12 protein-coding genes are annotated in these 15,738 nt (G+C 31.4%); 2 read left to right on the forward strand and 10 right to left on the reverse strand.

Annotated elements, in window-relative coordinates; genetic code table 11:
• Positions 1–261: 261 nt before the first annotated feature.
• From KPL50_RS04470 to KPL50_RS04500, 7 genes are all read right to left on the reverse strand, one after another.
• The gene (locus KPL50_RS04470) at positions 262–1,572 is read right to left on the reverse strand and encodes a 6-phospho-beta-glucosidase (RefSeq protein WP_216297257.1); all 1,311 of its coding nucleotides are present in this window, start codon (positions 1,570–1,572) and stop codon (positions 262–264) included.
• Positions 1,565–1,897 (reverse strand): PTS lactose/cellobiose transporter subunit IIA, encoded by a 333-nt coding sequence (locus tag KPL50_RS04475; RefSeq protein ID WP_216297258.1) that lies wholly within the window; start codon positions 1,895–1,897, stop codon positions 1,565–1,567. Before KPL50_RS04475 ends, KPL50_RS04470 begins: the two co-directional genes overlap by 8 nt.
• Positions 1,898–1,918: 21 nt before the next feature.
• Positions 1,919–2,224: a PTS sugar transporter subunit IIB gene (locus tag KPL50_RS04480; RefSeq protein ID WP_216297259.1), complete on the reverse strand. Its 306-nt coding sequence runs from the start codon at positions 2,222–2,224 to the stop codon at positions 1,919–1,921.
• Between the two features lie 53 nt (positions 2,225–2,277).
• The gene (locus tag KPL50_RS04485) at positions 2,278–3,549 is read right to left on the reverse strand and encodes a PTS sugar transporter subunit IIC (protein WP_216297260.1); all 1,272 of its coding nucleotides are present in this window, start codon (positions 3,547–3,549) and stop codon (positions 2,278–2,280) included.
• 190 nt (positions 3,550–3,739) lie between these two features.
• Entirely contained in the window at positions 3,740–6,475 is a 2,736-nt protein-coding gene (locus KPL50_RS04490) for a sigma 54-interacting transcriptional regulator (RefSeq protein WP_216297261.1), read from the reverse strand.
• A gap of 277 nt (positions 6,476–6,752) precedes the next feature.
• Positions 6,753–8,534 (reverse strand): ABC transporter ATP-binding protein, encoded by a 1,782-nt coding sequence (locus KPL50_RS04495; protein WP_216297262.1) that lies wholly within the window; start codon positions 8,532–8,534, stop codon positions 6,753–6,755.
• Positions 8,531–10,261, reverse strand: a complete 1,731-nt coding sequence (locus tag KPL50_RS04500; RefSeq protein WP_216297263.1) for an ABC transporter ATP-binding protein — start codon at positions 10,259–10,261, stop codon at positions 8,531–8,533. The genes KPL50_RS04495 and KPL50_RS04500 overlap by 4 nt, the downstream gene beginning before the upstream one ends.
• A 110-nt stretch (positions 10,262–10,371) precedes the next feature.
• On the opposite strand from KPL50_RS04500, the gene KPL50_RS04505 reads away from it, so the two are divergent.
• Positions 10,372–11,202 carry a MerR family transcriptional regulator gene (locus tag KPL50_RS04505; protein ID WP_216297264.1) on the forward strand — a complete coding sequence of 277 codons (831 nt, stop codon included), beginning with the start codon at positions 10,372–10,374 and terminating at the stop codon, positions 11,200–11,202.
• Between the two features lie 170 nt (positions 11,203–11,372).
• A complete protein-coding gene (locus tag KPL50_RS04510; protein WP_216297265.1) occupies positions 11,373–11,939 on the forward strand; it encodes a DUF4256 domain-containing protein in 567 nt (188 codons plus the stop codon).
• Positions 11,940–12,146: 207 nt separating this feature from the next.
• On the opposite strand, the gene KPL50_RS04515 is transcribed toward KPL50_RS04510, so the two are convergent.
• The 3 genes from KPL50_RS04515 to KPL50_RS04525 form a co-directional block, all read right to left on the reverse strand.
• A complete protein-coding gene (locus KPL50_RS04515; protein ID WP_216297266.1) occupies positions 12,147–12,542 on the reverse strand; it encodes a DUF1523 family protein in 396 nt (131 codons plus the stop codon).
• A 549-nt stretch (positions 12,543–13,091) separates the two neighbouring features.
• Positions 13,092–14,807: a methyl-accepting chemotaxis protein gene (locus tag KPL50_RS04520; protein WP_216297268.1), complete on the reverse strand. Its 1,716-nt coding sequence runs from the start codon at positions 14,805–14,807 to the stop codon at positions 13,092–13,094.
• Between the two features lie 449 nt (positions 14,808–15,256).
• Positions 15,257–15,427: a hypothetical protein gene (locus KPL50_RS04525; protein WP_216297270.1), complete on the reverse strand. Its 171-nt coding sequence runs from the start codon at positions 15,425–15,427 to the stop codon at positions 15,257–15,259.
• Positions 15,428–15,738: the final 311 nt, after the last annotated feature.

The raw sequence follows: 15,738 nt of genomic DNA on the forward strand, positions 1-15,738 counted from the left end.
TAGAGCTTGTATTATGAGCTTAAGTTAATTACCATTATGTTAAATACCAATTCACCCTTAACGACGAAAGAACTACCAAAATATAATTTCAGCAGTTCTCATCAATGGCTCCAAGTTTTTTTGCTTTCTTCTCTAAATTAGAACTTTTCAACCCTACTTTTCATATACCTAATTCGCATTAAATGTCCCATTTTCGCCTAGCTCAGCGTATTCCTCTTCTGATGACTCATCTTTGCTGAACTACTTAGAAAACCTTACTTTTTATTTATATTGAGGCAGATAATCCTTGTTTTCTTTAATAATATCATCTAAAATCTTCTTAGCCACTGTAGCTGAAGGAATTAAAGGGTGCATAGTTAACGCCTGTAATGCAGTATTGTAGTCTCCTGTTACGCCTGCTTCAACTGTCAATTCTTCATAAGCCTTAACTACTTGCATTAACCCTCTTATTTTTACTGGCATATGCCCTGAATTTACTGGGGATACATTTGATTTACCTATAATACAGTTTGTTTCAATTACTACATCATCTGGTAAGTCAGCAATAGCACCATTATTTTTTATATTTACGACCTGGATATCTCTTCTATCGTTATATATTGAACTAATAATTGAACAAGCTACATCCGAATAATGAGCACCACCCCTTTTAGCAAGCTGCGGTGGCTTAATACTTAGATTGGGATCTTTATAAAGCTCAAACAATCCCTCTTCCAGAACCTTAACTACCTCTCCTCTTGTTCCTTCACTACTAGCTTCTTTTTGTTCTTCTTTAAGCATTTCATCTGTTAGATAGAAATATTTAAGATATGGGCATGGGAACATACCTAAGGATTTAATAAAATCAGGATCCCAAGTAAAATCAGGGATATTCTTCATAGTCATAGATTTTCCATCTGCCAGCTGTTGTATAAATTCCTCTGTAATATCTTCTCCATCAAGGTATATTTTTCTTCCCCAAACTAGATGGTTGAGCCCAACAAAATCTATATATACTCTACTCACATCTACTCCAAGTATTTCAGCAACACCATTTACCATACCAATAGGCACATTACACAGCCCCACAACCTTTACTTTTGTGTGTTTAACTACTGCTTCAGTAATAATACCTGATGGATTTGTAAAGTTAATAAGCCATGCATCAGGTGCCAATTCTTCTATATCCTTACATATATCTAATATAACAGGAATAGTCCTTTGAGCTTTTGCAAAACCGCCAGCCCCTGTAGTTTCCTGACCTATAGTACCATATCTTAATGGTATTTTCTCATCTCTGATTCTTGCAGCCAACTGTCCTACTCTAAATTGTGTTGTAACAAAGTCAGCATCCTTTATTGCTTCTCTTCTATCCAAGGTTAAATGTATATCGATATCTAGTCCCGCCTTTTTAACCATGCGCTTTGCAAGATTCCCTACTATCTCAAGCTTTTCTTTTCCTTCCTCTATGTCAACAAGATAAATTTCCTTTATAGTCAATTCATCACATCTCTTAATAAAACCTTCTATAAGCTCTGGTGTATAGCTAGACCCTCCACCTATAGTTACAATTTTTAAACCCTTTTTAGACATTTGCTATTACCTCCGTGCATCTTCTATTTTCCTTGCACATTTCAATCATTTCTTCAATTAAATCTTTTGCTAGAAGAGCACTCATTAGATGATCTTCTGCATGCATCAGAAGTAATGTAATCTCTTGTTTTTCTCCGCGAGCTTCCTTTTGTATCATACTACTTTGAATACTATGAGTTTCCGTAAGCTCTCCTTTCGCTTTCTTTATAAGTAATTCTGCTTTTTCAAAATCTCCAGTTCTTGCTGAACGTAAAGCTTCAAAACACATTGACTTTGCGTTTCCAGCATGATTAATTATTGTAAAAACTATTTCCTCTAAGTCCATATAACCTGCCTCCAATGCTATTTATTTAAATAATTCTAAAGCTAATTCTAAGGTTTTTTTACCATCTACCAGTCCATAGACTTGAGGTGGAATACATGCGTACTTTTTATGTTTTTCTTCGACTATTTCTTTAACCCATTTTTCTTTATATTTAACCTGAGGTCCTAATAAGAATACATCAAAATCCTCTACATTCTTATCCAAATCATCTACAGGTTCTGCCTTTATTACTATGTCATTAATTCCAGTTTCTTTAGCATATTTCTCCATCCTAACTACCAATAAACTAGTTGACATTCCTGCTGCACACATTAATAATATCTTCATAAACTTACCTTCCTCTCTATAATTTAAAATCATTTTAATTTCCTTAATAGACTTTATACTTCTATTGAAGCGTCAGCTGTTAAAGCCATTTCGCTTTCCTGTGTTTCAGTAATTAATTGTTGTTTTTCAGCAGTTTTGAAAAATGGGAGATAAATTGTTACCGCTATTATTAGTGATAAAGCTGACCAAACAGCGGCTCTCCAATCTCCACCAGTTGCAATGAATGGCCCTAATATTGGAGGCATTGTCCATGGTATCATCGCTATTGGTTTACCAATGATATCGAATTGCATTAGAAGGTAAGTACATGATGTAAGTAATAAAGGTACTACCGTAAATGGAAGTAATATTACTGGATTTAAAACTATTGGAAACCCAAATATAACTGGTTCATTGATTTCAAAACAAGCTGATGGTAATGCAACTTTACCCAAGGATTTATAAACCTTGCTCTTTGATTTAATCATCAATAATACTAAACATAGGGTAGCACCTGTTCCCCCTACATTTACGAACATTGAGTAAAAGCCTGATGCTGTAGCATATGGTATTGGCTTATGAGCAATAAAAGCTGCTGTATTAGCTGCTAAAAACTGAAGAAAAATAGGATCAGCCACACCTTCAAGTGCCATATCTCCATGGATACCCGCCGACCAAAGTAATGTTACAAGTAAACTGTATACTAAAATCCCTGGCAAAGTATTAAGAGCGAATACTAACGGAGCAAATATTGCTGTAATAAACGCTGTTATGTCGAATCCTATGACAACTCTTATTATCCAAATAATAAGAATAACTGCTAGTGCAGGGGTTAAAGCTATAAATGAATTCCCAACTGCTGGTGGGACTCCTTCGGGTAATTTAATAACTATATTCCTTCTTATAAAAAACTTTAGAACTTCTACTGCAAATATGGCAACTATTATAGCTGTGAAAAGACCCTCTGCTCCAAATTTACTTATGTCTAACTGATAATCTTTTGTAACTTGTGTTAAAAGAAAAGCTACAAGAGAAATTATTGATCCAGTAATGGGGTCAAGCTTATAGTCTTTTGCTAGATAATACCCTATTCCTAATGTTGCTATAAGACCTAAAACTCCGAATGAACAGCTTACAACAACGTTCATCTTAGTGCCAAAGGTTCCAATAAAGTCTGGCCACCATGAGAATGGTAGATTACTTAAAATAAGAAATAAACTTCCTACGATTATAAAAGGAATAGTTATAGCTAGTCCATTACGTATTGCAACCAGATGCCTTTGGTTCCCAACTTTAATAAGTATTGGCATCATTCTATTTTGAAAAAATTCCATGAATTTCTTCATTTATAAACCCCCCTTTGAGTGTTAATTAGTTGTCTTATAAATTATATAGAGCAAGTACTATGCCAACATCTAATCGCCTCTATACATCATTGGAAAATCAATGCACTACAAAGGATGTGTTTCATGTGTATCTATATGTATCGTTGTAAACGTTTTACAATACACATTAATACAATACACGTTAATATTATTATAAAAAATACACAATTTTCATCACATTTACATATTCCTCATCTAAGAAAACTATTCCAAAGGCACTCTCTAATGTTTTTAAGGACCTTTTTATCACATTGAACTCATTATGATGTTCTGAAATCCATTCTTTTTTATTCTCTATGTGTATTATTTTTTTGCCATGTAATATATGTTCTACTGCGCAAGCTAAATGTAGAATTAATCCTAATAAGACACTTTCGTTAATACTTGTACCTGAATTTATAATATATATATAAACCTTTTTAAAGTTTTCAATGTACTTATGCGCATCTATATCAACATTTCCTTTTATAACTTCTCTCATATTATCTATTGTTTGTAATATATCAAGTTCACTAGAGAATTTTTCTATTTTTTCTTTTTTAAGGACATCTGAAGTGGATATATAAAATACTTCTTCATCTTTTGGATCAATTGAACTTACCACAGCCAGCACATTATTTTGTTTTTTAATTTTCTCTATATTACTTTTAAACTTTATTTTATCTGATATTTCAATTGGAATAATATCGATATCAAATTTTTCAAAGTCAATTTTCTGTTTTAAAATTGATTTTAACTTCACAGCGGCTCCTTTGCCAGTAACACATGCTGTCAATATAACATCCTTCTTAAACATTTCATTGAACTCGAAATCATTTTTATATATTTTCCCAATATGTAGATTTGATTTAGTACAAGATTCATATACCTCATCTAATGGAAAATTTAACAGCGCTTTTCTTGTTGCTTCTAGTACAGTTGGCGTAGACACCATTTCTATCGTCCTTACAGGTATTTTTGTTTTTTTATAAATCATATCGCCAAAAAATACTAGAGACCCCATGTCTACAAGCAAAATGACACCCTTCCCCCTATTTACCCTTTTTACTATTTCTAGTAAGTTTTCAAACGCTCTTTCAGCTTTTTGATCTAAGGGCATATTATATCCAACCGCATGACTTTCTCCTAAAAGACGATTTGCTACATCCACTATTGAGGTAGCAGCTGATTCTCCATGCATAGCAACAAGTATAGCGACCTTGCCTTCATCTGTTTTGTCTTCTTCATCCATACACAAAAACATAGTTATAAAGCCAACTTCATCCTCGGGTATAACAATATTAAACGTATATTTTATCTTTTCCTTAATCATGTTTGCAATATTAAATTCTATACTATGCTGTAATTTCACATCTTCTAATTGATGATTCTTAATGTTTTTCCCATTGGTAATTCTTTCTATAGTACTTGCTAAATGCATGGAAAGTGCACAGAAAATTTTGGTGCTAAATACTTTATGTAACCTTTCAGACGCATCTCTTAAGAACTCTTCAACTATATTCACTATTTTTTTGTCAACAACCTTATATAACTCCTCTAGATTTTCATTGTCGATATTAAGAATATATTTTTTTAAATAGGTATCAATATCGAGACTCATTATAATCTTAATATCCTTCTGGTCTAAGCCTTTATATTCTAAAAGCATTCGTTTTTCCTCTAAGGCCTCATAAAAATTAAAAACCTTGGTATCCTTTAACTCAGCAGTATTACTTCCATCTATGGTAAAGCATGCAACATTACCGTTTAAAAACTTATCGATTTCTTCTTTATGTTCCTTATATCTAAATGCCCCTCTTAAAACATACTCTGGTAAATCTTCACTGTGTACACACACTTCCTTATCTCTATTTATCATATTTTCAAGAAAGGCCTTAGCACAACAAAGCTTTATATCACTTTTTAGTTGTCCAATATTGTTGGAACAATCATATAGTAAAAACGCTTTAAGACTATTAACTGTTACAGATATATCTGATTTAATACAAGTAGCTTCTACCTCAAAGAATCCTTTTATAATCTGATATCTTTCATCTATAGTTCTATCTTTTAAAGCTGGAAGCTTTATCACCATAGGTACCCTTCTAGTAAAAGTTTTTAATAAATTCGATTCAACATTTTCAGTTGTTGCACATATTATGAGTACTTTTGCATAATACTGAATATTTGGATCACCACATCTTCTATAAATTCCCTTGTCAATAAGATAAAATAACATTTCCTGCCCCTCTGGTGGCAATCTATGTACCTCATCAAGAAACAATATACCTTCATTGGCTTTTTGTACAATACCTACTCTATCCTTTTCTGCCCCTGTATAAGCACCTTTTTTAACTCCAAAAAGCTGGGCCATAAGCAGTTGCGGATTACTAGCATAGTCTGCACAATTAAAGGTAACAAAAGGACTATTACTTTTTATTTTCCCTATTTCTTTAGCATACTTGTGCATTGTTTCTGCAAACATAGATTTCCCTGTACCAGTTTCGCCTAATATTAATGTATGAAGCCCGCTTGGCGGATAAATAATTGCAGCTCTAGCCTGCTGAACTACTGTTTTAAGGCTTAGTTTAGCACCAATTATCTCTTCAAATATATCCTTTACATTATCTGATTTATTCTTTAAATTAATGCCTTGTTTTAAATCAATTTCACCTCTTACATTAAGTGAATTATTATTTTTAATTTTATACAGTACAGGTTTACCTTCAACCTTTTCTATTCTATTTTCCCTATATAATTTATTCAAATCACTTGATGAATTACTACGCTGAAGTTTCAGCAAATCTGCTATTTCATTAGCATTAGCTCCTACAACAATATTATCGTTATTATATTGCTTAACACAAAGTTGTCTTAAGGTTTCATAAACATTCTCAATCCGCTTCATAAGAAATTCTCCCCCTATCCATCCATATAGACTAGTTCCTGTAATTTACCCAATATTACACTTATTTCTATAAAAGAATTCCATTTCCTCCTTAATTTTGTAGAAAAACTCAAGAAAGGAGGTCATCACTAGCAAATAAGCCCCCCTTACATAAAAATACTCCTCCTTACAATATTAGATAATTAGCTTATCTCAACTATTGCCAAGGAAGAGTACTTTTTAATATAATGTTCCTACATAAGTAGGCCTTTTTTCTTTAATAAACAGCATTTCTAATTCAATTTGCTACCTGACTCCCAAATTGACTATTATAGAGTTTTTCATAGAAAGCACCCTTTTTCATTAACTCATTATGAGTTCCCTGTTCTATAATATTTCCTTGATCCATAACTAATATTAAATCCGCATTACGAATAGTTGAAAGTCTATGTGCAATAACAAAGCTGGTTCTTCCTTTCATTATATTCCTCATAGCCTTTTGAAGTAATATTTCTAATCTAGTGTCAACTGAACTAGTTGCTTCATCTAATATTAATATTGCTGGATTTGATATTATAGCTCTTGCTATAGTCAAAAGTTGTTTCTCTCCTTGAGATATGTTAGAAGCCTCTTCATTCAGAAACATGTTGTACCCATCTGGAAGAGTTTTAATAAAGTGATGTACGTTAGCTATTTTAGCTGCTTTTATAATTTCTTCCTTGCTAGCTCCAAATCTACCATACTCAATATTTTCATAAATTGTTCCATTATATAGCCAGGTATCCTGAAGAACCATACCGAATATAGAACGTAAATCTTTACGTTTCATATCTCTAGTATCCACTCCATCTATCTTTATAGCTCCCCCTTGAATATCGTAAAATCTCATTAATAAATTTATTAATGTTGTTTTACCTGCTCCAGTTGGACCTACTATAGCAACCATCTGACCACTTTTTATATCTGCACTTAAGTCCTCAATTAAAATCTCATCATCATTATATCCAAATTTGACATGCTCGAAAGTAACATTTCCAAGCGGATTTTCTAATTTTATAAAATCAACTTTATCTGGAATTTCCTCCTTTTCATCTAATATTTCAAATACACGTTCAATTGCCGCAAAGGCTGATTGTATTGCAGCAGATAATTGTGTTACTTGAGAAATCGGTTGATTTATTTGCCAAATATAACGAATAGACGCTTGAAGATTACCCACTGTCATTATTCCATTTATAGCATATATTGCGCCAAGAATTCCGATAACTGCAACTCCTAAATAGCTCACTAATGAAACTAATGGAGACATTATACTTGATATAAATTGCGCCTTAAATCCGGTATTAAAAAGTTCTTCATTAATATTTTCAAAATCTTTTATGGCATCTTCTTGCTTTCCATATAGTTTTATTTCATTAAAGCCAGTATATATTTCCTGCACTTTACCATTCAATTTCCCCAAAGCGTTTTGCTGCTTATAAAATAGATTTTGTGATTTACTAACTATATATTTTAACACTAAATAGCTTATAGGTATTATAAGTATGGCTAAAAATGCAAGTTTTATATTAATTGTAAACATCATCGCAATAGCTAGCGTTAGTGACAATATTGAATTTATAACTTGGCTAAAACTCTGTTGAAGTGCATTTGAAATAGTATCTATATCATTTGTTATACGGCTCATCACATCCCCATAGCTATTTTTATCAAAATAACTTATAGGTAATTTCCTAATTTTACCTTGAACAGCGTTTCTTAAATCTTTCATAGTATTTTGAATAGCATTAGTTAATAATAAACTTGCTAAATATGTGGATAATGTTCCAAATACATAGATAAAAGCCAATACTCCTAATACTCTTAAAATATAATTAAAGTTAACCGAAGCTCCTTTTACACCTTTTACTATATTCATAACATCTTTGGCAAGGCTAGTTGTAATTAATCCTTCTATTTTTGGAGCAATAGCTGTAAAGATAGCAGCTACAACTATAAATAAAATTGCAGTAATAAATAGGGTTCTATATACTTTTACAAAAGGAGATATTCTTCTTATAGTATCCTTTAACTTTTTCATTGTTCCAGCTCCTCCTTTGTAAGTTGAGATGATGCAATTTCATAGTAGATTTCACAGGTTTTTAGTAATTCTTTATGGGTTCCTATTCCTACTATCTCTCCCTCATTCAATACTATAATTTTATTAGCATCAATTATAGATCCTATCCTCTGTGCAACTATTAAAAATACGGACTCTCTAGTTTCTTCCTTTAACTTTTCTCTGAGAATTGCATCTGTTTTAAAATCTAGAGCGGAAAAGCTATCATCAAAAATATAAATTTCAGGTTTTCTAACTAATGCTCTTGCAATAGATAATCTTTGCTTCTGCCCTCCTGACATATTAGATCCACCTTCACTTATTAGCTCTTTAAATTTTTTAGGTTTACTATTAATAAAGTCATAAGCCTGAGCTACCTTAGCAGAATGTTCAAGCTCCTTTTTATCTGCATCATTTTTACCAAATTTAATATTAGTGCCTATACTACCAGTAAACAACAAAGTCTTCTGAGGTATAAATCCCATTTTTCCACGTAGTGCCTTTAAATCATAATCTCTTACATCTACTCCATCTATCTTTATGCTACCTTCTGTAACATCGTAAAATCTTGGAATTAAATTAATTAATGTACTTTTCCCACAGCCTGTACTTCCTATAAATGCTACTTTTTCTCCTTTTACTGCTGTAAAAGATATATCTCTTAAAACTGGAAGCTCTCCATCTGGATAAGTAAAGGTAACATTATCAAACTCTACAATACCCTTAATAACTGTGTCTTTAACACCATCTTTAGGATTTTTAATAATAGGCTCTTCATTTAATATTTCCTGAATTCTATCTGCTGAAATTTGTGCTTTTGGATACATGATAAACACCATTGAAAAAAGCATAATAGAGAACATTGCATGGAATAAATATTCTATAAATGCTACCAGTTGTCCAACCTGTAGTGTTCCTAAATTTATCATTTTGCTAGAAATCCAAAAGATAGCTAAAATAGCTAAATTCATTAACAAAAAGAAAGTTGGTTGAGAGATTGCCATAAGCTTATATAACTTCTTAGATACATCTGTATAGTCATTGTTAATTTCTTCAAATCTTTGTTTTTCATGATTATCATTACCAAAGGCCCTTATTACTCTAGTTCCTGTTAAATTTTCTCTTGAAATCCTATTTAATTTATCTAATTTTTTCTGTTGTTTTTCTGACATTGGATAAGATATCTTAGCTATAATAATTACCCCAAGCACTATGAATGGTACTGTTATTGCTAATACTGCAGACAGCTGCACGCTGGTTCTTATAATCATCACTAAACTTACAATAAACATAACTGGTGTAAGTAATGCTATTCTTAAGAGCGTTGTTGTAAACTGTCCTAATTGAAAAACATCATTGGTTGTTCTGGTGATCATTGACGATATTCCAAAGTTATTATATTCACTATGTGAAAATTCTTGGGATTTTTTAAAAATATCGTTTCTTATATCTCTAATCATACTAGTAGAGATTTTTGAAGAACAGTATCCTAATAGTATTGTACCCATGACTCCAATTATAGAAATTACTACTATTATGATACCCATATATTTTACATATCCTATATCCTTATTAGCTATTCCCTTGTCAATCACTCTAGACATTATCGTTGGAATGCCGAGCTCCACTAATGCAAATCCGAAAATTGATATTACATTCAGTACTAGAAGCAGTTTATACTTTTTTATATATTTTAATATTAATTTCATTCCTTTTATTTACTCCTTTTTTAAGTGTATTCTTGAAATATTATTACAATAACATTATAATATAAGTATAAAGTATACAGTTACCGTATAGTCAAGAGGAGACATTAGCTATGAATGAAGAATTTAATAAATATTTTAATACTGGAGATTTTGCGAAGTTATGTAATGTAAAGAAACAAACTCTTTTCCATTACGATGATATTGGCATTTTTTCCCCTGAAATAAGAGATGATAACGGATATAGATATTATTCCTATCAACAATTTGATGTTTTTAATGTCATTACTATTTTAAAAGAAACAAATATGTCTTTGAAAGAGATTAAAGCTTATCTTGATAATAGGAGCCCCAGTAGATTCGTTGAGTTATTTAAAAAGAAAGTATTGGATATAGATATTGAAATAGAAAATCTAAAAAGAATACGTAAACTTATGGAAACAAAAATTTCTATAACAGAAAACGCGTGTATAATAGATTATTCTAAGATTAGTTTAGAATATTTTGATGAGGAATATCTAGTTCTTAGTAATTCAATTGAAAATGTAGGCCAAAAAGATTATTTTGAAATTGTGTCCGAGCATATGAATTATTGCACCTTAAATAATCTTAACGCTGGACATTCTATTGGAGCGATGATTAGCAAAGAGAATATATTAAAAGGAGTAGCTGAAAATTATTCCTTTTTATATACAAAGCTAGATTCTAATAATGATCTTCCTTTTACTTTCACTAAACCAAAAGGACTCTATTGCATCGCATATCATGAAGGAGACTATAAGGCTATCGACAAAACCTATAATAAAATACTACAATTTTTAAAAAACTCTAATATAGCTATAGGAAAATATTCTTATGAAGAATTTCTTTTAGATGAAGTAACAGTAAAAGGATACGACAATTATTTAACTCAGATTTTAGTTGAAGTTGAAATTTCTATGTAAGTAAATAGCAATAACTGAATTTAATATTAATGTATTTTTAAGAGTTCCACTAAATTTCAGACCATTAGCATAATAGCTTAATATAGCACTATTTTTTGTCTGAATAGTAGAATTTGAAAGGGAGTATAATAATATATGAAGTTTCAAAAGCTTAATTAGGAGGTTTCGTTATGAAAAATGAAAAAAGGGAGTTATCACCAGAACAACGTGAAGAACTACTTAGATCATTGAAAGCCCGTTTTGAGAAAAACATGACCCGCCATAAAGGCTTTGACTGGGCTAGAGTACAAGCAAAGCTGGAGGCTAATACTGAAAAACTGTGGTCACTCAATGAAATGGAAAGAACTGTCGGTGAACCGGATGTTGTTGGTTATGATAAAGAGACGGGTGAATACATCTTTTATGATTGTTCAGCGGAAAGTCCTAAAGGACGCCGAGGTGTTTGTTACGACCGTGAAGGGCTGGAGTCAAGGAAAGAACATAAACCAGAGAATAACGCTATTGATATGGCAGCTGTCATGTGCATTGAGCTTTTAACAGAAGAACAATATCGGGAGCTGCAGGAACTTGGAAATTTTGATACGAAAACGTCGAGCTGGGTGAAAACACCTTCTGATATTAGAAAACTCGGTGGCGCTCTCTTTGCTGATCGCCGCTACGACACTGTCTTCGTGTATCACAACAGTGCTCCCTCTTACTATGGAGTTAGGGCGTTCCGTGGCTCGCTAAGGGTCTAATTTCTGCATAGTCAGTGAAGTGGAGAGTTCCTTGTTACACGTTCCATACATAAATAACAATTTTGATAAAGAAAACCCTCGGCTAATTAATTTTAGTTGAGGGTTTCCTTATGCCTTGATTTAGTTGGATTAGCGTGAAGTATTAAAGACCTATTAAAAAAGTTGGCTACTCAGAAACTATACGCTAAGGATTTAAAACTAAGCAGCTCATTTCTCTCCTATTTTTACCCCTTTAACACTTATAATATTTTGATAATATGATAATAAAGGTATACTAAAGCCATATGCTTTAATCTCGTACTTACTATTAACTATCAATCCCCAATACAGATCTTCAGAATTAATTTTGAATTCTAATAAACTGTTAGTATTGTTAAATATCTTTATGTTACCATTTTCCGTTTGTGTATAAATTAAATAAGTATCGATATTATTACGTTTTATTACTCGTTTATTTGCAATTGTTACTATATAAGTATTTCTAAAAAAATGCGGAAAGAACATAATTACACTTAGCATCACAATAACTATAATTATTACTTTTCCAATCTTTAATTGAGGAAAATTTATTCTTCTAAATTGATAGTAAATATTTTTAATCATAATATCTCCTTTATTTTAATAACTCCACTTACTTTGATTGCTATTCCTTTTTATACACAAGGCGGATTATGTAATCTTTATCCATCCTCCGTTTATAAAATATATGAGAGATAAATATAGTTATTACTAAAGTAATATGGATATATAGTTTTTTAGACTGTTCTTGCTATTTATCTATTCATTACTAAGCAAATCATTTTATTACTTAATCTGTCTCCCTTATAAGTATCTATTACTAGCTGTATATCCATCTACAGTTTTAGATACATTTCGTGACCTATCCAATTCCACTTGTATTTACTACTTCACGACAAAGAAACTACCGAAATATGTACTTCCATATATTTCAGTAGTTTCCACCCATGGCTAACGCCAAGTTCTTTTTGTTTCCTTTGTTTTACAACGCCCTCAACTTTTCATCCAAAATTCTTCTCTACTAAATCCACATTAGATGTTTATCTTCGTCTAGCTACGTCTTTGATGTTCATATTTTATTGAAAAATTGGGTGTAGCGAAGCGGAGTCCAGTTTTTCATTTAATTATATAATATTAAATTTTAAACACAGATATTTCTTTATTTAACCCCTCTACACTTTCTGTAGTTTTTTCCACTTGATCAATAATTCCATTGGATCTTTCAGTTACATCAGATACCTTTTGGGCGATATTTGTGGTCCCTTCTGCTCCTTCATTTGAAGCCTGAGATACCTGTTCTATGGTCCTTATAACCTCTTGAAGTGAAGCTAAAAGCTCCTCTGAAGTTGAGCTAAACCCCAATACAAGATTGTTTACAAAGTCAGCATCATTGCTATATTCACCTGCCACATTTAACAATGTATTATAATCATTTAGAACATCCTCAGACACGAATTTTAATAATTCATTAGAGCTTGCGGATAAATCCGTTACTGAACCAGTTACCTTTTCTGTTATACTTTGTATTTCAGTCACTGTGCTTCTTGACTCCTCTGCAAGTTTTCTTATTTCATCTGCAACTACTGCAAACCCACGTCCTGCTTCCCCTGCTCTTGCTGCCTCAATGGCTGCATTTAATGCCAAAAGATTGGTCTGGTCTGATATTTGCATTATGGATTCAGATAATACATTAATTTGTTCCACTACTTTGGAATTTTCAATTGCTATTTCTAATTTATCTTTAGTTTTTGAAAATACTTGTAATGCTTTGTCTTTTGATTCTGTAACATTCTTTTTAGTATCCATAGCTCTTTTGTTTATCTCTTGAGCTTCTAGAGCCCCTTCTTGTGCTTTTCTTGCTATAGATTGAACTGCTCTTTCTATTTCATCCGCTGTTGCATTCATCTCTTGACTGGAAGCTGCGGTTTCTTCCATTCCTGCGGACAATTCCTCCGTAGTTGCAGATACTTCCTCTATATTCATATTTAAAATCTTTATATTTTCAGAGACATTATGCACTACGGTTTTAATCCTATTAGATTCTTGACTTACATTTTTAATTAAAAATTTTAATGAACTTTGCATACTATCAATTGCTTTTGCTATATCTCCCATTTCATCCTTTCTTTTTTTAGTCTCTTCTAGAACATCCCTTGTAAAATCACCGGTAGCTATGAGCTTTAAATGATTTACAGCTAAAATTAATGGATTTGAAATTGATTTTCTAAGGATATAGGTTAACGCCCCACCAATGCATAATGAAAGTAAAAATATTGCCAAAGTTACTTTTTTTGAATCCTTAAACTCTTTGTTGTTTTCTATATTTAAATCAGAGGCTAATTTTACGTTATATTCTGCAATTTCTTTTAAACCCTTTTGGAATTCTCCTCCATAATTTTCAGCAGAATTTAATTCTGCCATGGCTTCTTCAAATTTCCCATACATTGCTAGTTTAATTGAGATATCTCTTCCTTTTACGTATTTTTCATAATTGCTTTCAATAATTAAAATACTATCTTTTTCATACTGATCAGTATGGATTTGTTTATAATTTGCCCAGTTTGTTTCAAGTACCTTTTTCCTAACTTCTATATCTATTAATTTTTTATTTTGCTTATCTTTATCCTTTGTATTTAGTAGTATATAATAGGTATCTCCCTCTATTGCCCTAGCTTGGTTTCTGTTATCATTTAAGTATTGAATACTCAATAAGTTTTCCTTGTACATTGTTGTCATGTTTTGGTTTGCCTTTGCAATATAAAAATATCCTACTCCACTCATCATGGTAATAAGTAATAATGCCGCAATTGAAAAAACTATAAGTTTTGATCTTACTTTTAAATTATTCATTTTAAGCTCCCTCTTTTGTGTTTTTGCTATAATTATACAATAAAATATATAATTTAACAATATTTTTGCATGTTTATCAGAGCTGAAGCATGATTTTTTCAAGCACTAATCCTATTTATCTGGATTATCTCGTATAGAATTTAAAATGTTTTTATGTTCATAAGCACATAATAATTAGCCATTGAAATAACATATGTTTTTGCAAAGAAAATAGCGGGAGTTATACTGAAAATCTCATTGCTAAAGCTAATAAAAGCTTAAGCCAGAGTGATTTAGATTATGCTAAAAACTTTGTGAACTCTTTGCCTGATAACCCAGTTAAAACTAAACTTATAAATAAAATTGCTAAAGTTCAAAAGAAAATTTAAAAAAGTATAATAAAAAACAAGAGTAGAAATGTTTTATTTTTCTACTCTTGTTTTTCATTTAAAAATAACAAGGAAATTTATTTATTGTCCTCTGTTATTTTTACCAACCAAACCTCCACCATTACCTGATGATGAGCTTTGTGACCCATGGACAGCTGCTCTCTTATTATTTTTTTGCGCAGAAGATTTTGCTTTTTTTTCTTCAATAACTTTTTTCATTAATTCCATGGTTTTATTTATATCATTTTTCATATTTTTACCCTCTTTTTTTTTATTTGTTATAGCTTTATAAATACTTTATGGCCGCTACCTTCTACATTAATATTTACAATAAATATTTTCAAGGTATGCCTTGTTATTTCACTAGTTTATTATACCCCACAAACGTACCTTTGAGTAGCATACATGTTTAATTTCAAGGAAGAATCTCTCTTCAATGTGGACGCGGAAGAAAAAGCTACACCGCAGATTAAGTTTTAGCAAGGACACAGATAATTATAAAGTATTTATAGTGTTTTGTATAATCGAAAGTAAAAGCTATGCCAATATTAATTGGTCATAGC

This window comes from Clostridium sp. CF012, from assembly GCF_018861755.1.
Classification (GTDB): Bacteria; Bacillota; Clostridia; order Clostridiales; family Clostridiaceae; genus Clostridium_AD.